The 19,624-nt window shown below is 60.9% G+C and carries 19 protein-coding genes; 13 read left to right on the forward strand and 6 right to left on the reverse strand.

Translation table 11 applies throughout. The features are described 5' to 3' along the window. Nucleotides 1-74: 74 nt before the first annotated feature. The 7 genes from mreC to tldD all read left to right on the forward strand — a co-directional run bounded on the left by mreC (nt 75) and on the right by tldD (nt 10,091). Nucleotides 75-1,199, forward strand: coding sequence for a rod shape-determining protein MreC (mreC, locus tag JKA62_RS18990; RefSeq protein WP_201819118.1), 1,125 nt, complete (start codon nt 75-77; stop codon nt 1,197-1,199). Beyond that, nucleotides 1,199-1,690, forward strand: a complete 492-nt coding sequence (mreD, locus tag JKA62_RS18995; protein ID WP_007953608.1) for a rod shape-determining protein MreD — start codon at nt 1,199-1,201, stop codon at nt 1,688-1,690. Before mreC ends, mreD begins: the two co-directional genes overlap by 1 nt. Nucleotides 1,691-1,733: 43 nt before the next feature. Continuing rightward, nucleotides 1,734-2,330 carry a Maf family protein gene (locus JKA62_RS19000; protein WP_011332458.1) on the forward strand — a complete coding sequence of 199 codons (597 nt, stop codon included), beginning with the start codon at nt 1,734-1,736 and terminating at the stop codon, nt 2,328-2,330. A gap of 57 nt (nt 2,331-2,387) precedes the next feature. Further along, nucleotides 2,388-3,845 carry a ribonuclease G gene (gene rng / locus JKA62_RS19005; protein ID WP_007953605.1) on the forward strand — a complete coding sequence of 486 codons (1,458 nt, stop codon included), beginning with the start codon at nt 2,388-2,390 and terminating at the stop codon, nt 3,843-3,845. A 75-nt stretch (nt 3,846-3,920) separates the two neighbouring features. Beyond that, the gene (locus tag JKA62_RS19010) at nt 3,921-7,724 is read left to right on the forward strand and encodes a YhdP family protein (RefSeq protein WP_201819030.1); all 3,804 of its coding nucleotides are present in this window, start codon (nt 3,921-3,923) and stop codon (nt 7,722-7,724) included. A gap of 58 nt (nt 7,725-7,782) precedes the next feature. After that, nucleotides 7,783-8,643 carry a carbon-nitrogen hydrolase family protein gene (locus JKA62_RS19015; RefSeq protein WP_201819033.1) on the forward strand — a complete coding sequence of 287 codons (861 nt, stop codon included), beginning with the start codon at nt 7,783-7,785 and terminating at the stop codon, nt 8,641-8,643. Nucleotides 8,644-8,648: 5 nt separating this feature from the next. Beyond that, a complete protein-coding gene (gene tldD / locus JKA62_RS19020) occupies nt 8,649-10,091 on the forward strand; it encodes a metalloprotease TldD (protein WP_011332462.1) in 1,443 nt (480 codons plus the stop codon). A gap of 51 nt (nt 10,092-10,142) precedes the next feature. Here the strand turns inward: tldD and yjgA are convergent, their stop codons facing one another. Next, a complete protein-coding gene (gene yjgA, locus JKA62_RS19025) occupies nt 10,143-10,667 on the reverse strand; it encodes a ribosome biogenesis factor YjgA (protein WP_007953598.1) in 525 nt (174 codons plus the stop codon). Between the two features lie 108 nt (nt 10,668-10,775). Here yjgA and pmbA point away from each other — a divergent pair, with 108 nt between their 5' ends. The 6 genes from pmbA (at nt 10,776) to JKA62_RS19055 (ending at nt 16,053) form a co-directional block, all read left to right on the forward strand. Continuing rightward, nucleotides 10,776-12,122 (forward strand): metalloprotease PmbA, encoded by a 1,347-nt coding sequence (gene pmbA / locus JKA62_RS19030; protein ID WP_011332464.1) that lies wholly within the window; start codon nt 10,776-10,778, stop codon nt 12,120-12,122. A gap of 161 nt (nt 12,123-12,283) precedes the next feature. Next, on the forward strand, nt 12,284-12,691 hold the full coding sequence (locus tag JKA62_RS19035) for a hypothetical protein (RefSeq protein WP_011332465.1): 408 nt from the start codon (nt 12,284-12,286) through the stop codon (nt 12,689-12,691). After that, entirely contained in the window at nt 12,672-14,048 is a 1,377-nt protein-coding gene (locus JKA62_RS19040) for a class II fumarate hydratase (protein WP_201819035.1), read from the forward strand. Before JKA62_RS19035 ends, JKA62_RS19040 begins: the two co-directional genes overlap by 20 nt. A 27-nt stretch (nt 14,049-14,075) precedes the next feature. Beyond that, nucleotides 14,076-14,516 (forward strand): hypothetical protein, encoded by a 441-nt coding sequence (locus tag JKA62_RS19045; protein ID WP_201819037.1) that lies wholly within the window; start codon nt 14,076-14,078, stop codon nt 14,514-14,516. Between the two features lies 1 nt (nt 14,517). Further along, nucleotides 14,518-15,129, forward strand: coding sequence for a superoxide dismutase (locus tag JKA62_RS19050; RefSeq protein WP_011332468.1), 612 nt, complete (start codon nt 14,518-14,520; stop codon nt 15,127-15,129). A gap of 30 nt (nt 15,130-15,159) precedes the next feature. Further along, a complete protein-coding gene (locus JKA62_RS19055) occupies nt 15,160-16,053 on the forward strand; it encodes a ZIP family metal transporter (protein ID WP_201819039.1) in 894 nt (297 codons plus the stop codon). A gap of 39 nt (nt 16,054-16,092) precedes the next feature. Here JKA62_RS19055 and JKA62_RS19060 read toward each other — a convergent pair whose 3' ends face one another. The 5 genes from JKA62_RS19060 to JKA62_RS19080 form a co-directional block, all read right to left on the reverse strand. Continuing rightward, nucleotides 16,093-16,368: an HPr family phosphocarrier protein gene (locus tag JKA62_RS19060; protein ID WP_007953585.1), complete on the reverse strand. Its 276-nt coding sequence runs from the start codon at nt 16,366-16,368 to the stop codon at nt 16,093-16,095. 15 nt (nt 16,369-16,383) lie between these two features. Next, nucleotides 16,384-17,241, reverse strand: coding sequence for an RNase adapter RapZ (gene rapZ / locus JKA62_RS19065; protein ID WP_064382531.1), 858 nt, complete (start codon nt 17,239-17,241; stop codon nt 16,384-16,386). 2 nt (nt 17,242-17,243) lie between these two features. After that, nucleotides 17,244-17,708 (reverse strand): PTS IIA-like nitrogen regulatory protein PtsN, encoded by a 465-nt coding sequence (ptsN, locus tag JKA62_RS19070; protein ID WP_007953580.1) that lies wholly within the window; start codon nt 17,706-17,708, stop codon nt 17,244-17,246. Between the two features lie 11 nt (nt 17,709-17,719). Continuing rightward, nucleotides 17,720-18,028, reverse strand: coding sequence for a ribosome hibernation-promoting factor, HPF/YfiA family (gene hpf / locus JKA62_RS19075; protein ID WP_011332471.1), 309 nt, complete (start codon nt 18,026-18,028; stop codon nt 17,720-17,722). Nucleotides 18,029-18,101: 73 nt separating this feature from the next. Beyond that, a complete protein-coding gene (locus JKA62_RS19080) occupies nt 18,102-19,595 on the reverse strand; it encodes an RNA polymerase factor sigma-54 (RefSeq protein WP_011332472.1) in 1,494 nt (497 codons plus the stop codon). Between the last annotated feature and the right edge of the window lie 29 nt (nt 19,596-19,624).

Consider the following 19,624-nt stretch of genomic DNA (forward strand, 5'->3'; position numbering starts at 1 on the left):
CTTCTGTCAGTCTTCATCCAGGCCGGTTTGATGCCGTATGAATAAACAGAACATTTGCCTGGGAGGAGCGGCTTATTAAACCGCTTTTCGCCAAGGGCCCCTCACTGGGCGTGCGCTTGTTGGTGCTGGCCGTACTGTCGGTCGCGCTGATGGTCGTTGACGCGCGCTTCAGCCTGCTTAAACCCGTACGCAGCCAGGCCTCGCTGGTGCTGATGGACGCCTACTGGATTACTGACCTGCCCGGACGATTGTGGGAAGGTATCGCCAGCCAGTTCGGCAGTCGCACCGAGCTCGTCGCCGAAAATGAAAAACTCAAGTCGGAGAACCTGCTGTTGCAGGGTCGCATGCAGAAGCTTGCCGCCCTCACCGAGCAGAACGTCCGCCTGCGCGAGTTGCTCAATTCCTCCGCGCTGGTCAACGAGAAGGTCGAAGTGGCCGAGCTGATCGGCATGGACCCCAACCCTTTCACCCATCGCATCATCATCAATAAGGGTGAGCGTGATGGCGTGGTGCTCGGTCAGCCGGTGCTCGATGCTCGCGGCCTGATGGGGCAGGTGGTCGAACTGATGCCGTACACCTCACGTGTGCTGCTGCTGACCGACTCGACCCACAGCATTCCCGTGCAGGTGAACCGTAACGGTCTGCGGGCGATTGCCAGCGGCACCGGTAACCCTGAGCGTCTGGAACTGCGCCACGTGGCGGACACTGCCGACGTCAAAGAAGGCGATCTACTGGTCAGCTCCGGCCTGGGTCAGCGTTTCCCGGCCGGTTATCCGGTGGCGACGGTCAAGGAAGTCATCCACGATTCCGGCCAGCCTTTCGCCATTGTTCGCGCCGTGCCGACCGCCGCGCTGAACCGCAGCCGTTACCTGCTGCTGGTGTTCAGTGACAACCGCACGGCCGAAGAGCGTGCCAACGATGCCGCGCAGGCTCAGGAAAACCTCGATGCCTTTGGTGGTGGTCCGGTGATTCCATCCACGGTGCCGAAAATCGTCACCCCGCCAGCCGCAGCCGCAACTCCTGCCACGACGACTCCGTCGGCTGCGCCTGCTGCCGACACCGCGCCGGCCAAACCCGCTGCAAGCAAACCGCCTGCAGCCACACCAGCGGCCAGCAAACCACCGGCGAATCAGCCGGCGGCTCGACCAGCGGCGAAACCGCCAGTCACTGCGCCGGCTACCACCGGGAGGCAAGAATAATGGTCGGGGCTACCGCATCGCGTAACGGCTGGATTGTCTGGCTGACGTTTATTGTCGGCATTCTGCTCAGTGTGTCGCCACTGCCCATTTTCATGGAAATCCTGCGCCCGCTGTGGCTGGCCTTGCTCCTGACTTTCTGGGCTTTGTATTTGCCGCATACCGTTGGAATGGTTACGGCGTTCTGCCTGGGATTGGCCGAGGACGTGCTGCAGGGTGATCTGCTCGGTCAGAATGCCTTGATCCTGACCCTGATCACGTTCCTGGTGTTGTCATTGCAGCAACGCCTGCGAATGTTCCCGATGTGGCAGCAGAGCCTGGTGGTTCTGGTGATCTTCGGCTTGGCCCAGCTCGTACAACTCTGGCTCAGTGCCTTGACCGGCAACCGTCAGCCGACCCTCGCACTGGTCCTGCCGGCACTGGTCAGTGCCTTGCTCTGGCCTTGGGTCAGCTTCGCTTTGCGTGGATTGCGTCGGCGCTACAAAATCAACTGATTCGGTCAGGCATTTGCCCGCACCTCGACAGGGAGATGTCTTGATGAAAAAGCTTTACCTCGCCTCAGGATCGCCGCGTCGGCGTGAATTGCTCACGCAGATCGGCATCCCGTTTACCGCCATCAGCGCGGATATCGATGAAACACCTCTAGCCAATGAATCCCCATTGGCCTACGTCGAGCGCCTGGCGCGCGGCAAGGCCGAGGCCGGGCGGCGCATCGTCACCTCCGAGCCACCGTTTTGCGTACTCGGCGCCGACACCGCCGTGGTGCTGGACGGCAAAATTCTTGGCAAACCGGTGGACGAAGCCGATGCATGCGCCATGCTGATGATGTTGTCCGGCAAAGAGCATGAAGTGCTGACGGCGATTGCCGTGCTCGACGGCGAGCGTTGCGAGTCGCGGGTGGTGCGCAGTCTGGTGCGGTTCCGCTCGATCAGCCGCGAAGAAGCCGCCGCCTACTGGGCCAGCGGCGAACCCCGGGACAAGGCGGGTGGCTACGGCATTCAAGGACTCGGCGCGGTGTTCGTCGCCGGCCTCAATGGCAGTTACTCGGCGGTCGTCGGCTTGCCGGTGTGCGAAAGCGCAGAACTGCTCGGCCATTTCGGCATACCCTGTTGGCAAACCCTGAACGCGCAATGAGCGTCGAACGGACAAGATGCGGCCATTATCGTGAACATGCCTGAACGAGACCCTGCCATGAGTGAAGAGATTCTGATCAACATCACGCCGATGGAATCGCGCGTGGCGGTGGTCGAAAACGGTGTGCTGCAAGAAGTGCACGTCGAGCGTACGCAAAAACGCGGGATCGTCGGCAACATCTATAAAGGCAAGGTGGTGCGAGTCCTGCCGGGCATGCAGGCGGCCTTCGTCGACATCGGCCTGGATCGTGCTGCCTTCATTCATGCCTCGGAAATTTCCCTGCGCGAAGGTCCTGCGGTGGAAAGCATCAGTGCGCTTGTACACGAAGGCCAGAGCCTGGTGGTGCAGGTCACCAAGGATCCGATAGGTTCCAAAGGCGCGCGGCTGACCACGCAGCTGTCGATCCCATCGCGCTATCTGGTGTACATGCCGCGCACCGCTCACGTCGGTATTTCTCTGAAGATCGAAGACGAAGCCGAGCGCGAACGCCTCAAGCAGGTAGTCAGCGATTGCGTGGCCAAAGAAGGCATCAAGGAGGCTGGCGGCTTTATTTTGCGCACCGCCGCCGAAGGTGCCGGGGCCGATGAGATCCTGATGGACATCCGCTATCTGCGCCGCCTGTGGGATCAGATCAACGAACAGATCAAGACCATCGGCGCACCGAGCGTGATTTACGAAGACCTCGGCCTGGCGCTGCGCACCCTGCGCGATCTGGTCAGCCCGAAGATCGAGAAGATCCGCATCGACTCCCGAGAAACTTTCCAGAAGACCACGCAGTTCGTCGCCGAACTGATGCCGGAAATCGCCGATCGTCTGGAACACTACCCGGGTGAACGACCGATTTTCGACCTGTATGGCGTCGAAGACGAAATCCAGAAGGCCCTGGAGCGCAAGGTGCCGCTGAAGTCTGGCGGTTATCTGGTGATCGATCCGGCCGAAGCCATGACCACCATCGATGTGAACACCGGAGCGTTTGTCGGTCATCGCAACCTCGAAGAAACCATCTTCAAGACCAACCTCGAAGCCGCGACCGCGATTGCCCGGCAGATGCGCCTGCGTAATCTGGGCGGGATCATCATCATCGACTTCATCGACATGGAAGACGAAGAGCACCAGCGTCAGGTGCTGCGTACCCTGGAAAAACAACTGGAGCGCGATCACGCCAAGACCAACATCATCGGCATCACCGAGTTGGGCCTGGTGCAGATGACGCGCAAGCGCACCCGCGAAAGTCTCGAGCAGGTGCTGTGCGAACCGTGCAGCAGCTGTCAGGGCCGGGGCAAGCTGAAAACCCCGGAAACCATTTGCTACGAGATTTTCCGCGAGATCCTGCGTGAAGCCCGGGCCTATCAGGCCGAGGGGTATCGGGTGCTGGCGAACCAGAAAGTGGTGGATCGCCTGCTCGATGAAGAGTCCGGTAACGTGGCCGAACTTGAAGGTTTCATCGGGCGCACCATACGCTTCCAGGTGGAAACCATGTATTCCCAGGAACAATATGACGTGGTGCTGCTCTGAATCCCTGCATCACCCTTTTCCTGAAACGGCTGGCCTCAGCTTTTTGCAGTATTTTTGCCATGGGAGCCAACTGACATGGAACGTCTGACACGCATTTTGGCTGCGCTGACCCGCTGGGGTCTGGGCCTGTGCGCGTTGGTTCTGGTATTGATGGCGTTGTACGTCAGCCTCGGCCGGGAACTCACGCCACTGGTGGCCGAATACCGCACCGATATCGAAGACAAGGCCAGTGACGCCCTGGGCATGCCGCTGCAGATCGGCGAGCTGGAAGGCAACTGGAGCGGATTTGCCCCGATCCTGCTGGCTCACGACGTGATGGTCGGCAGCGGCGCCAACGCCTTGCGCCTGGATCGGGTGCGCGCGGTGCCGGATCTTTGGGCCAGTTTGCTGGCCCGGGAAGTGCGCATCGCCCATCTGGAACTCAACGGTCTGAAGATCAGCCTCAAGGAAGGCGAAGACGGCAAGTGGGCGCTGGAAGGCTTGCCGGTGCAGCAGGACCAGCCCATGGATCCCGAGCAACTGTTCAACCGCATGCAAATGATTCAACAACTGTCGGTGCTCGACAGTCAGGTGACCTTGCAACCGCGGGAGCAGGCGCCGCTGACCCTCACGTATGTCGGCCTCAATCTCAAGACCGGCACCAGCCGTCAGCGCCTCGATGCCCGATTGACCCTGCCTGACGGCCAGCCCGTGGCGCTGAGTCTGCGCACGCGGATTCGTCCGAGTCAGTGGCAGAGCAGCGAAGTGGAAGGTTATGTCAGCCTGCCGCAGAGCGATTGGTCGAAATGGCTGCCCGAGCGCGTCACCCAGCAATGGAATTTCTCCGAAATCAAGGCCGGTGGCGAGCTGTGGGTCAACTGGCGCGAGGGGGCGTTGCAGAGTGCTGCGATCCGTCTCAACGCGCCGCAACTGACCGGTGCCTACGCCGAGCGCAAGCCGATCCAGATCAACAATCTGGCGCTCAATGGCTATTTCCAGCGCGGTTCCGAGGGAGCCATTGTCACGCTTGATTCGCTGGCGATGAATGTCGGCGAAACCCGTTGGGAATCCCATGTCCAGATCAAACAGACGGCCGCCACCGACAAAGCGCAAGAACTCTGGCATCTGCAGGCCGACCGGCTCGACCTGACGCCGATCACACCTTTGCTCAATGCCCTCGGACCTTTGCCCCAAGGTTTCGCCACCGTGGTCGAGCGCCTGAAAGTGACCGGCGGCCTGCGTAACGTACTGCTGGATTTCCGGCCGAACGCCACCGACGACAGCAAATTCAGCTTCGCCGCCAACCTCGATCAAGTCGGCTTCGACGCCTACCACGGCGCGCCGGCGGCACGGAATGTCAGCGGCAGCCTTACTGGCAATCTCGGCGGCGGCGAGCTGCGCATGGACAGCAAGGACTTCGTCCTGCACCTCGATCCGATTTTCGCCAAGCCATGGCAGTACATTCAGGCCAACGCCCGGTTGACCTGGAAGCTCGACAAAGAAGGTTTCACCCTGATCGCGCCGTACCTGAAGGTGCTCGGCGAGGAAGGCAAGATTGCCGGCGACTTCCTGATCCGCCTGCACTTCGATCACAGCCAGGAAGACTACATGGACCTGCGGGTCGGTCTGGTGGATGGCGATGGACGCTACACCGCCAAGTACCTGCCGCAAGTCCTGAGCCCGGCCCTCGATGAATGGCTGCGCACGGCAATTCTCAAAGGCGCGGTGGATCAGGGCTTCTTCCAGTACCAGGGTTCGCTGAACAAGAACGCCGGGGAAGCGGATCGCAGCATCAGTCTGTTCTTCAAGGTGCACGACGCCGAGCTGGCGTTCCAGCCGGGCTGGCCGCACGTGAGCAAGGTCAGCGGTGACGTGTTCATCGAAGACAGCGGCGTGCGTATTCTCGCGAGCAAGGGCCAATTGCTCGACACCCAGGTCAGTGATGTCTTCGTCAATATTCCCCATGTGCCGAGCGGCGAGCACAGCCATATGTTCCTCGACGGCGCGTTCGCGGGTGGGTTGGGCGATGGCCTGAAGATTCTTCAGGAGGCGCCGATCGGCACTGCCGACACCTTTGCCGGTTGGGAAGGCGAGGGTGATTTGCAGGGCAAGCTCAAGCTCGATGTGCCGTTGGCCAAGGGCGATCAGCCGAAAATCCTCGTCGACTTCAAAACCGCCAATGCGCGATTGAAGCTTGCCGAGCCGAAGCTGGAACTGAGCCAGCTCAAGGGTGATTTCCGCTTCGACAGCGACAAGGGGCTGAGCGGTCAGAACATCAGCGCCAGGGCCTTCGATAAACCGGTCTCGGCGCAGATCTTCGCCGACGGCGGCCCCGGCAGACTCAAGACCCGGGTGGCGGCGTCGGGGCAGGTCGAAGTCAAGAAACTCACCGACTGGCTAGGCGTGACTCAACCGTTGCCGGTATCCGGAACCATCCCTTACCAGCTGCAGGTGAATCTGGACGGCGCCGACAGTCAATTGATGGTCAGTTCCAGTCTGAAAGGTGTGGCGGTGGATCTGCCGGCGCCGTTCGGCATGGCGGCCGATGTCGGGCGTGACACGGTGTTCCGCATGACGTTGCAGGGGCAAGAGCGGCGTTACTGGGTCAATTACGATCAACTGGCCAACTTTACCTTCGCCGCGCCACCGGGCAATTTTGTCGATGGTCGGGGCGAGTTGTTCCTCGGCACCGGCGAAGCGGTGTTGCCGGGCAACAAAGGCCTGCGGGTGCGCGGCGTGTTGTCCGAGCTGGACGTCAAACCCTGGCAGGATCTGCTGGACAAGTACGCTGGTCAGGATCCGGGTGGCAGCGCCAAGCAGTTGCTCAGCAGTGCGGACTTCAAGATTGGCAAACTCACCGCCTTCGGCACCACACTGGATCAGGCAGCCGTGCAGGTGAATCGCAAGCCCGGTGCCTGGGCTCTGGCCCTCGACAGTCAGCAGGCCAAAGGCACGGCCGGCATTCCCGACGCCAAGGGCGCGCCGATTGCGGTGAACCTGCAATATGTGCGGTTGCCGGCAGCGGACCCGACGGTGCAGGCCGACGAGAACGCGCCGGACCCACTGGCTTCGGTCGATCCGAGCAAGATTCCGGCGCTGGATATCACCATCAATCAATTGTTCCAGGGCCAGGATCTGGTCGGCGGCTGGTCGCTCAAGGTTCGCCCGACCGCCAAAGGCATCGCCCTGAACAATCTCGATCTGGGCCTCAAGGGCATTCTTTTGCAGGGCAGCGGCGGCTGGGAAGGCGCGCCCGGTGCTACGAGCAGTTGGTACAAGGGCCGGATCGGCGGCAAGAATCTCGCCGATGTGCTCAAGGGCTGGGGCTTTGCACCGAGCGTGACCAGCGAAGAATTCCACATGGATGTCGACGGCCGCTGGCCGGGCTCGCCGGCGTGGCTGGCGACCAAGCGCTTCTCCGGCACCCTCGATGCGTCCCTCAACAAAGGCCAGTTTGTTGAAGTGGAGGGCGGCGCTCAGGCATTGCGGGTATTTGGTCTGCTCAACTTCAACTCGATTGGCCGGCGTTTGCGCCTCGACTTCTCCGACCTGTTCGGCAAAGGCTTGAGCTATGACCGGGTCAAGGGATTGCTGGTGGCGACCAATGGCGTGTATGTGACGAAAGAGCCGATCAAGTTGACCGGGCCTTCGAGCAACCTGGAACTGGACGGCACGCTGGATCTGGTGGGCGATCAGGTTGATGCCAAATTGCTGGTGACCTTGCCGGTGACCAATAATCTGCCGATTGCCGCGCTGATTGTCGGCGCACCGGCGGTCGGCGGTGCCTTGTTTCTGATCGACAAGCTGATCGGCGATCGCGTGGCCCGGTTCGCCAGCGTCAAATACACCGTCAAAGGCCCGTGGAAAGAGCCGAAAATCACCTTCGACAAGCCTTTTTGAACAGCCAGCCCCTGAACCGATGGAGTAGCATGGCCGCATACCTCTTGCGGAGTGCGCCATGTCTTTAGCGGTGATTCAAATGGTCAGCCAGAGCGATGTGCTGGCCAATCTGCGCGATGCCCGACGTTTGCTCGAACACGCATCAAACGCCGGTGCGAAGCTGGCGGTGCTGCCGGAAAATTTCGCGGCCATGGGCCGTCGCGACATCGCCGATATCGGCCGCGCCGAAGCGCTTGGCGAAGGCCCGATCCTGCCGTGGTTGAAACAGATCGCCCGCGACCTCAAGTTATGGATTGTGGCCGGCACCTTGCCGTTGCCGCCGGTGGGGCAGCCTGAGGCCAAGTCCCATGCCTGCTCGCTGCTGGTGAATGATCAGGGCGAAATCGTTGCGCGCTATGACAAGTTGCACCTGTTCGATGTCGACGTGGCGGACAATCGCGGCCGTTACCGCGAATCCGATGACTATGCTTATGGCAGTGGCGTGGTGGTCGCGGACACCCCGGTCGGGCGACTGGGCCTGACGGTGTGCTACGACCTGCGTTTCCCGGAGCTGTACAGCGAATTGCGCGCAGCCGGGGCTGAACTGATTACCGCACCGTCGGCCTTCACCGCGGTGACCGGTGCGGCGCACTGGGATGTACTGATCCGCGCGCGGGCCATTGAAACCCAGTGCTACGTGCTGGCGGCCGCTCAGGGCGGGACGCATCCGGGGCCGCGGGAAACCTTTGGGCACGGGGCGATTGTCGACCCGTGGGGCCGCGTGCTGGCACAGCAGGAGCAGGGCGAAGCCGTACTGCTGGCCGAGCGCGACAGCAATGAACAAGCGTCCATCCGGGCGCGAATGCCGGTGACGGGTCATCGGCGGTTTTTTTCGCAGGGCGCACAGCGACCTGCTTCAGAACACGAATTTAAGGCGTAAAACCTATGAGCGAGTTGTTGTCCTCAGTCAGTGATCACCTGTTGGCGCCCGGCGGCGTGACGATCGAGAGTCTGCAAGGCGTGCTCGGTGATCTGGCGGGTCCAGGCATCGATGCGGCCGACCTGTATTTCCAGGGGCAGATTTCCGAGTCCTGGTCGCTGGAAGACGGCATCGTCAAGGAAGGCAGTTTCAACCTCGACCAGGGCGTCGGCGTGCGTGCGCAGTCCGGCGAAAAAACCGGTTTCGCCTACAGCAACGCGATCACCCTCGAAGCCCTCGGCGCAGCGGCCCGTGCGGCCCGTTCGATTTCTCGCGCCGGGCAGAACGGCACAGTGCAGGCTTTCAGCAGCCAGGACGTCGCCCAGTTGTATGCGCCGGACAACCCGCTGGAAGTCCTGAGCCGCGCTGAAAAAGTCGAACTGCTCAAACGCATCGACGTGGCGACCCGCGCCCTCGATCCGCGTATCCAGCAGGTCAGCGTAAGCATGGCCGGGGTTTGGGAACGAATTCTGGTGGCCTCGACTGACGGTGGCCTGGCTGCCGATGTGCGTCCGCTGGTGCGTTTCAACGTCAGTGTGATCGTCGAACAGAACGGCCGTCGCGAACGCGGTGGTCATGGCGGCGGCGGGCGTACCGACTACCGTTATTTCCTCGCCGAAGACCGAGCCATGGGCTATGCCCGTGAAGCGTTGCGTCAGGCGCTGGTGAATCTGGAGGCGATTCCGGCACCGGCCGGCACCTTGCCGGTGGTTCTGGGCTCGGGCTGGTCCGGCGTGCTGCTGCACGAAGCGGTCGGCCACGGCCTGGAAGGCGACTTCAACCGCAAGGGCAGTTCGGCCTACAGCGGTCGCATGGGCGAAATGGTTGCCTCGAAACTCTGCACCATCGTCGATGACGGCACCCTGAGCGGTCGTCGCGGTTCCCTGAGCGTCGACGACGAAGGCACTCCGACCGAGTGCACCACGCTGATCGAAAACGGTGTGCTCAAGGGCTACATGCAGGACAAGCTGAATGCGCGGCTGATGGGCGTGGCCCGCACCGGCAACGGTCGTCGCGAATCCTACGCGCACCTGCCGATGCCGCGGATGACCAATACCTACATGCTCGGCGGCCAGAGCGATCCGGCGGAAATCATCGCGTCGGTGAAGAAGGGTATCTACTGCGCCAACCTCGGTGGCGGTCAGGTCGATATCACCAGCGGCAAGTTCGTGTTTTCCACCAGTGAGGCTTATCTGATCGAGGACGGCAAGATCACCGCGCCAGTCAAAGGCGCAACGTTGATCGGCAACGGTCCGGAAGCGATGAGCCGAGTGTCGATGGTCGGTAACGATCTGGCGCTGGACAGCGGTGTGGGCACATGCGGCAAGGACGGGCAGTCGGTACCGGTGGGTGTCGGTCAGCCGACGCTGAAAATCGATGCGATCACCGTGGGTGGCACGGGCGCGTAAGAAGGGATGGAGCTTCGGGTGGCGCGCGGTGCGGCCACCCGGTGACGAATATCAACGCAGACCGCGTTGAGTCTCGTCCAGCTCACGGATGTACTTGAAGATCTTGCGGCTCGAGGCAGGAGGTTTGTTTTGCGCAACCTCGTGCTGGGCCTGACGGATCAGGGAACGCAGTTGCTGGCGGTCGGCGTCCGGGTAATCGACGACGAATTTCTCCAGCACGGCATCGTCACCGGCGATCAGGCGGTCACGCCAGCGTTCGAGGTTGTGGAAACGCTCGTTGTACTGACGGGTAGAGGCATCGAGTTGATCGAGCAAGGTGAGAATGGCGTCAGTGTCCTGATCGCGCATCAGTTTGCCGATGAACTGCAAATGCCGTTTACGCGCGATGTTCGCGGTGTGCTTGGGCGCATCGGCCAGGGCCCGGCGCAAGGCGTCGGTCAATGGCAGTTTTGCCTGCAAGTCGGGCTTGAGCGTTGTAAGGCGCTCGCCAAGGTCAACCAGAGCATGCAGCTCGCGTTTGACCTGGGATTTGCTTTTTTCTCCCGTATCGAGGGAGTCGTCGTAAGAATCAACCATGGTGGCAGTCCGCAAAGAAACGCCGCCATGATAACCAGTCGGGGGCCGCTTGTCCGGCCCGGTCGCTCGAAGGCCCCAGCCGAAAGCAGAATTTGAGTGGAGATGAGCATGAGTGCAGTTGAAAGCGTCGGCCCACAGGCATTGCCGGCACTGCAGGAACAGGTCGAGCAGATCATCGCCGAAGCCAGGCGTCAGGGTGCCAGTGCCTGCGAAGTAGCGGTGTCGCTGGAGCAGGGCCTGTCGACGTCGGTGCGTCAACGTGAAGTCGAAACGGTCGAGTTCAACCGCGATCAGGGTTTTGGCATCACGCTGTACGTCGGCCAGCGCAAGGGCTCGGCCAGCACCTCTGCCACCGGGCCGGATGCGATTCGCGAGACCGTCGCTGCGGCGCTGGCCATTGCCAAACACACCTCCGAGGACGAAGCCTCGGGGCTGGCCGATGCCGCGCTGATGGCCAGGGATATTCAGGATTTCGACCTGTTCCACCAGTGGGACATCACTCCGGAGCAGGCCATCGAGAAGGCGTTGCTCTGCGAAGCTGCCGCGTTCGACGCTGATGCGCGCATCAAGAATGCCGATGGCACCACGTTGAGTACCCATCAGGGTTGCCGCGTGTACGGCAACAGCCACGGTTTTATCGGCGGTTACGCTTCGACCCGACACAGCCTGAGCTGCGTAATGATCGCCGAGGCCGATGGCCAGATGCAGCGCGACTACTGGTATGACGTGAACCGCCAGGGCAGTTTGCTGGCGGATCCGGTGAGCATCGGCCAGCGTGCTGCGCAGCGGGCGGCGAGTCGCCTGGGCGCGCGTCCGGTGCCGACCTGCGAAGTGCCGGTTTTGTTTTCGGCGGAACTGGCGGGCGGGTTGTTCGGCAGCTTTCTGTCGGCGATTTCCGGCGGAAGCCTGTACCGCAAATCGTCGTTCCTCGAAGGCACCCTGGGGCAGAAACTGTTCCCGGAGTGGCTGACCATCGACGAGCGTCCGCACCTGATGCGTGCCATGGGCAGTGCTTCCTACGATGGTGACGGTCTGGCGACCTATGCCAAACCGTTCGTCGAGAAGGGCGAGTTGGTGTCGTACATTCTTGGCACTTATTCCGGTCGCAAACTCGGCATGCCGAGTACCGCCAACGCGGGCGGCGTGCACAACCTGTTCGTCACCCATGGCGATGAAGATCAGGCGGCCTTGCTGCGACGCATGGGGCGTGGGTTGTTGGTCACCGAGTTGATGGGCCATGGTCTGAACATGGTGACCGGTGATTACTCGCGCGGTGCGGCGGGTTTCTGGGTCGAGAACGGTGAAATCCAGTTCGCGGTGCAGGAAGTGACCATCGCCGGCAACATGCGCGACATGTTCAAACAAATTGTCGCAGTCGGTAACGATCTGGAACTGCGCAGCAACATTCGCACTGGTTCGGTGTTGATCGAGAGGATGACTGTCGCGGGCAGCTAAGCAGCAGGCAGGTACAAAAAAGGCGCGCCACCCGATTGGGAGGCGCGCCTTTTTTGTGTCTGTAAATTTTTCGAGCTGATGAGGGCAGCAAAAAAACTGCTCTTGTTTTGGTTCTCATTATCATCTAATAATAAATCTCATTATCGGATGAGCCCAGGATCATGAGTTCTGCCTTGCACGAGCAGCCGTACCTCGAAAGCTGGCGCTGGATGAGTCGCCAGATCCGTTGCGCGATGGATCCCGACGAACCGCGCCTGATCGAGCATTACCTTGCCGAAGGTCGATACCTGGCCTGCTGCACGGCGACCTCGCGCTGGATGATCGCTGAAACCTCTTTCCGTCTGCTGCTCGACACGGCCACTGATATCGCGCTGCCGTGGCATTGGCGCAGCCTGTGTCTCGATCAAGCCTGGCGCCCCTTGCGTGAAATGGAGCGCCTCTCGCTGTGCAAGTGCCGGCTCAAACGCTGGCAAAGCTACACCTGGCAATTGGCGACCTGCGAGTTGCTTCCCTCGATTCCTCTCATAGAACTGGTGCAAGGATTTTCAGATGACCAAGACACGTATTGAGCGCGACAGCATGGGCGAACTGCAGGTGCCGGTGGACGCTCTCTACGGCGCGCAGACCCAGCGTGCAGTGGATAACTTCCCGATCAGCGGCAAGCCGATGCCAACCCAGTTCATCCGCGCCCTGATTCTGGCGAAAGCGGCCGCCGCCCGCGCCAACGTCGAACTCAACCAGATCAGCGCCGCGCAAGGCAAAGCCATCAGCGATGCCGCCCAAGGGCTGCTGGAAGGCGACTTCATGCAGCATTTTCCGGTGGACATTTTCCAGACCGGTTCCGGCACCAGCTCCAACATGAACGCCAACGAGGTGATCGCCACACTGGCCAGTCGTCTGCTCGAGGAGCCATTAAACGCCAATGATCATGTGAACTGCGGGCAAAGCAGCAACGACATTATTCCAACCACTATTCACGTCAGCGCCGCGCTGGCCCTGCACGAACAACTGCTGCCGGCGCTGCTGCACCTGGTGCAAGTGATCGAACGCAAGGCCGAGCAAGTCCATCACCACGTCAAGACTGGCCGCACCCACCTGATGGACGCCATGCCGGTGCGCATGAGCCAGGTGCTCAACGGTTGGGCGAAGCAGCTCAAAGCCAATATCGGTCACCTGCAGGACTTGCTCCCAAGCCTGCAATCCCTGGCCCAGGGCGGCACGGCAGTCGGTACCGGGATCAATGCGCATCCGGAATTTGCTGCGCGTTTCAGCCGCCAATTGAGCCAGTTGACCAACGTCCAGTTCACGCCAGGCAAGGATCTGTTCGCCCTGATCGGCTCGCAAGACACCGCTGTGGCCGTATCGGGTCAGCTCAAGGCCACCGCCGTTTCACTGATGAAAATTGCCAACGACCTGCGCTGGATGAACTCCGGCCCGCTCGCCGGCCTCGGTGAGATCGAACTCGAAGGCCTGCAACCGGGCTCGTCGATCATGCCGGGCAAGGTCAATCCGGTGATTCCGGAAGCCACTGCCATGGTGGCCGCGCAAGTGATAGGCAACGACTCTGTAATCACCATCGCCGGGCAGTCAGGCAATTTCGAGCTGAACGTGATGCTGCCGATCATCGCCCAGAACCTGTTGAGCAGCATCGAGTTGCTGGCCAACTCCAGCCGTCTGCTGGCTGACAAGGCCATCGCCAGCTTCAGGGTCAACGAGTCGCGCCTCAAGGAAGCGCTGTCGCGCAACCCGATTCTGGTCACCGCACTCAACCCGATCATCGGTTACCAGAAAGCCGCCGAAATCGCCAAGCAGGCCTACAAACAGGGTCGCCCGGTGATCGACGTTGCGCTGGAGCACACCGACCTGTCGCGCAGCCAGCTGGAAGAGTTGCTCAATCCCGAGAAGCTCACCGCCGGCGGCGTGTAAGCACCGCAACCGCTTTGGAGGTTCACCATGGAGCACTGGAAACGCACGATCGAACGGGCCAATCGCTGCTTCATCCTGGGCGAGCTGATCGACGCCCGCGAGGCCTACCTGCAAGCATTGGCCCTGGCGCAGGTGTTGTTCGAGCGCTGGGCCGATGCCGACGAAGCGGTGGCGGCCTGTGTCATCTCCCATCACAACCTGGCGGATCTGCATCTGCGCCTGAATCAGCCGGAGGAGAGCGCCGAGTACCTGTGCGCGATCCATCAACGGCTGTTGCAGACCATGCAGGACGAGCGCATGCGCCCGGCGCTGCGTGAAGCGGCCCTGCGCCAGAGCAGCAAGACCTACGTCGAGCTGCTCAATTTCATCAGCGAACACGGCGAATACCCGCGCACCCAGCGTTTGCTGCATCCGGATACCGGCAATGCGCGGCGCGCGCCTGCCCCACATCACCATGGAGTCCACTGAAATGGCTTTTACCCTGCCAGCTTTGCCTTACGCCTACGACGCACTGGAGCCGCACATCGATGCGCAAACCATGGAGATCCACTACACCAAGCATCACCAGACCTACATCAACAATCTGAACGCTGCGGTCGAGGGCACCGAATTCGCGGAATGGCCGGTGGAAAAACTGGTCGCCAGCGTTCAGCAACTCCCGGAAAAACTTCGCGCGGCGGTGATCAACCAGGGCGGCGGTCACGCCAACCATTCGCTGTTCTGGGAAGTGATGGTGCCTGGCGGTGGCGGCAAGCCGGACGGCGCGCTGGCCAAGGCGATCGATGAGCAACTGGGTGGCCTCGACAGCTTCAAGGAAGCCTTCACCAAAGCCGCGCTGACCCGCTTCGGCAGTGGCTGGGCGTGGCTCAGCGTGACGCCGGACAAGAAACTGGTAGTGGAAAGCAGCGGCAATCAGGACAGCCCGCTGATGAACGGCAACACGCCGATTCTCGGGCTCGACGTGTGGGAACACGCTTACTACCTCCGTTATCAGAACCGTCGGCCGGAATACATCAGCGCGTTCTACAACGTGATCAACTGGCCACAAGTCGCTGCGCGTTATCAGGCCGCGCTGGTTTGAGTCTCCTATAAAAACAATCCAAGGCTGACTATGGGCACTGAAACACTGGCGATCGGAAGTGGGCGCATGTTTCGTTACGCAATCGGATCGCTGCTGCTGTTGGCGGGTATGACTTTGCTGATCGCCCACGGACTGGAATGGCTGAACCTGGAGCCGAGGTTGTCGCGGGCTCTACAGGGCGGGGCGATTTGCGCCCTCGGCACCGCACTCGGGGCTGTTCCGGTGCTGGTGATTCGCAACATGCCTCAGGCATTGGGGGATACGCTGTTGGGTTTTGGCGCTGGCGTGATGCTGGCAGCGACCGCGTTTTCGCTGATCGTGCCGGGAATCGCCGCGGCCGAAGGTCTGGGGTTGAGCCCTTGGGGCGCCAGCGGCCTGATCTGCTTTGGCATCATGCTCGGGGCGTTTGGCCTTTATCTGGTTGATCGCCGGGTCTCGGGCGCCTCGCCGGAAATGCTCATCGGCACAGTCGAGCATCCGGTGATTCCGCCGCGGATCTGGTTGTTCGTGTTCGCCATCATTGCCCATAACATCCCGGAAGGCATGGCGGTCGGTGTCTCGGCGGGTGGTGGAATGCCGGACGCAGACAGTCTGGCCATGGGCATTGCCTTGCAGGATGTGCCGGAAGGGCTGGTGATTGCACTGGTACTGGCCGGTGCCGGGATGTCGCGGGTCAAGGCATTCTTGATTGGCGCAGCGTCAGGTCTGGTCGAGCCGGTGTTCGCGCTGCTCTGTGCCTGGCTGGTCAGTCTTGCCGAGTTGTTGCTGCCCTTGGGCTTGGCGTTGGCGGCGGGTGCCATGCTGCTGGTGGTGACTCACGAGGTCATCCCGGAGTCGCGACGCAATGGTCACGAGAAGCTTGCAAGCCTGGGATTGTTGATCGGTTTCTGTCTGATGATGGTGATGGATACGGCGTTGGGCTGAGCCGGGAAGAGGGAGTGAGCTCCCTCGCCTGAAACGGTTTCAACCACCTTCGTCGAAATAGTTGTTGATCAGGGTCACCAGCGCGTCCATGGCTTCCTGTTCCTGGTGGCCGTCGGTACTCAGGTGGATTTTGGTGCCCTTGCCCGCAGCGAGCATCATCATTGCCATGATGCTTTTACCGTCGACCGTGGTTTCCGGGGTGCGGCCCACTCGGATCGTGCAATCGGGAAACTGTCCCGCCACTCCGACGAATTTTGCCGATGCGCGGGCGTGCAGGCCCAGCTTGTTGATGATTTCGATTTCACGAGCAGGCATCGCGGTGTGAATCCTTTAGCTGAGGTCGCGGTGGCGGACCTGGACGTTCTTCAGGGTCTTCTGCAGCGCCTGGCCCAGACGTTCGGTCAGGTAAACGGAACGGTGATGCCCGCCGGTGCAGCCGATGGCAATGGTGACGTAAGCGCGGTTGCTCGCGGCGAAGCGCGGCAGCCATTTGTGCAGGTACGTGTAAATATCCTGGTACATCTCCTCGACCTCGGGCTGGGCCGCCAGATACTCGGCGACCGGCTGATCGAGACCGGATTGCGCGCGCAGTTCCGGCTTCCAGTACGGGTTCGGCAGGCAGCGTACATCGAACACCAGATCCGCATCCACCGGCATGCCGCGTTTGAAACCGAACGACTCCACCAGAAACGCCGTGCCCGGCTCCGGCTGGTTCAACAAGCGCAGTTTGATGGTGTCACGTAGCTGGTACAGGTTGAGATGGGTGGTGTTGATCTTCAGATCGGCGAGATCGGCAATCGGGCCGAGCAGGGCGCTTTCATCCTGAATGGCTTCTGCCAGTGAACGATTGGCGTTGCTCAGCGGGTGGCGGCGGCGAGTTTCGGAGAAACGCTTGAGCAGGGTTTCTTCGTCGGCATCCAGATACAGGACATCGCATTGAATATGCTTGGCGCGTACGTCCTCGAGCAATTCCGGAAATCGGCTCAGATGGCTCGGCAGATTGCGTGCGTCGATCGATACCGCCACCAGTGGCTGCGCCAGTTCGGTGTGAATCAGGGCACGTTCGGCCAGCTCCGGCAGCAGGCCGGCCGGCAGGTTATCAATGCAGTAGTAACCGTTGTCCTCAAGGACATCCAGGGCGGTACTTTTACCCGAGCCGGAACGGCCGCTGACAATGATCAAGCGCATGATTACGGCCTGTTCTGCTCTTCCAGTACAACCTGGTACAGGGCTTCGTTGCTTGGCGCGCTGCGCAGTCGATCGCGCACGTCCTTGCGGTCGAGCATGCTGGCGATCTGGCGTAACAGCTCCAGGTGCGCATCGGTGGCGGCTTCGGGCACCAGCAGGACGAACAGCAGGTCCACAGGCGCGCCGTCGATAGCGTCGAAATCGATAGGAGCATCAAGGTGCATCAGCGCACTGATCGGCGCTTCGCAGCCCTTGAGGCGGCAGTGGGGAATCGCGATGCCGTTGCCAAAACCGGTGGAACCCAGTTTTTCACGGGCAATCAATGCCTCGAAGACATCTTGCATCTCCAGATCCGGAACTTCCCGGGCGATCAGGTTGGCAATTTGTTCGAGGGCTTTCTTTTTACTGCCGCCCGGCACGTTCACCAGGGAACGGCCGGGGGTCAGGATACTTTCAAGTCGGATCATGGGGTTGGGGGTTATCGACCGGTAGCGCCCTGAAGCAGGCTCTGGGTCTTTTCCTTATGCTTTTTGAGTTGTTTATCAAGCTTGTCGGTCAACGCGTCGATCGCAGCGTACATATCGGTATGTTCCGCGTTTGCGACGACCTCATTGCCGGGAATATGCAGCGTGGCTTCGATTTTCTGCTTCAGCTTTTCGACGCACATCGTGACCTGTACGTTGGTGATCTTGTCGAAATGCCCTTCGAGCTTCTTGAGCTTGAGCTCGATGTACTCGCGCAGAGGCTGGGTAACTTCCAGTTGGTGTCCACTGATGTTGACTTGCATACAGCTTCTCCTTCGTTGCCAGTGCATAAAGCGGCAGGCCGAAAAGCCTGCCACTGGAACGCTGTAACGTGGCTTACATCAACCGCTTGCGTTCGCTCGAAGGCGCGATCCCGAGGGATTCGCGGTACTTGGCGACGGTGCGGCGAGCCACCTGAATGCCTTGTGCCTCCAGTAAACCAGCGATCTTGCTGTCACTCAACGGCTTTTTCTGATTTTCCGCGGCAACCAGTTTCTTGATGATCGCGCGGATCGCCGTGGACGAGCATTCACCGCCTTCTGAAGTGCTCACATGGCTGGAGAAAAAGTATTTCAGTTCATATATGCCTCGCGGGGTATGCATGAACTTTTGCGTGGTCACGCGGGAAATCGTCGACTCGTGCATGCCCACCGCTTCAGCGATGTCATGCAGGACCAGCGGCTTCATCGCTTCGTCGCCGTATTCCAGAAAGCCGCGCTGGTGCTCGACGATCTGGGTCGCTACTTTCATCAGGGTTTCGTTGCGGCTCTGCAGGCTCTTGATGAACCAGCGGGCTTCCTGCAACTGATTGCGCATGAAGGTGTTGTCGGCGCTGGTGTCGGCGCGGCGCACGAAACCGGCGTACTGGGCGTTGACCCGCAGGCGCGGCACCGATTCCTGGTTCAGCTCGACCAGCCAGCGCTCGTTGTCCTTGCGTACGATGACGTCAGGTACCACGTATTCGGCTTCGGTGGATTCGATCTGAGAGCCGGGGCGCGGGTTGAGGCTCTGCACCAGTTCGATGACTTGGCGCAGTTCGTCTTCCTTGAGCTTCATGCGGCGCATCAGCTGGCTGTAGTCGCGGCTGCCGAGCAGGTCGATGTAATCGGTGACCAGACGCTTGGCCTCTGCCAGCCAAGGGGTCTTGGCCGACAGCTGGCGCAATTGCAGCAACAGGCATTCGCCCAGGTTGCGTGCGCCGATGCCGGCCGGTTCGAACTGCTGGATGCGGTGCAGGACGGCTTCGATTTCGTCCAGCTCGATGTCGAGTTCCGGATCGAAGGCGTCGAGGATTTCTTCGAGGGTTTCGTCGAGGTAACCCTGATTGTTGATGCAATCGATCAGGGTGACAGCGATCAGGCGATCGGTGTCGGACATCGGGGCAAGGTTCAACTGCCACAGCAGGTGACTTTGCAGGCTCTCGCCGGCGGAGGTGCGGGTGGTGAAGTCCCACTCGTCATCATCGCTGCTCGGCAGGCTGCTGGCGCTGGTCTGATAGACGTCTTCCCAAGCGGTGTCGACGGGCAGTTCGTTGGGGATGCGCTCGTTCCATTCGCCGTCTTCGAGGTTGTCGACTGTCGGCGCGGTCTCCTGATAGGAGGGTTCCTGGATCTCGGTGTTGGGCTTCTGTTCGGCGTTGTCGGCCATGGGATCGGAGTTGTCGAAGTCGTCGCCGTCTTCCTGGCGTTCGAGCATCGGATTGGATTCCAGAGCCTCCTGGATTTCCTGTTGCAGATCCAGGGTCGACAATTGGAGCAGGCGGATGGCCTGTTGCAGCTGCGGTGTCATCGTCAGCTGCTGGCCCATTCTCAAGACTAGCGATGGTTTCATGGCAGGGGCTTAACACCTTATTCGCCGGC

This window comes from Pseudomonas sp. B7 (genome assembly GCF_016735645.1).
Taxonomy (GTDB): Bacteria; Pseudomonadota; Gammaproteobacteria; order Pseudomonadales; family Pseudomonadaceae; genus Aquipseudomonas; species Aquipseudomonas glycinae.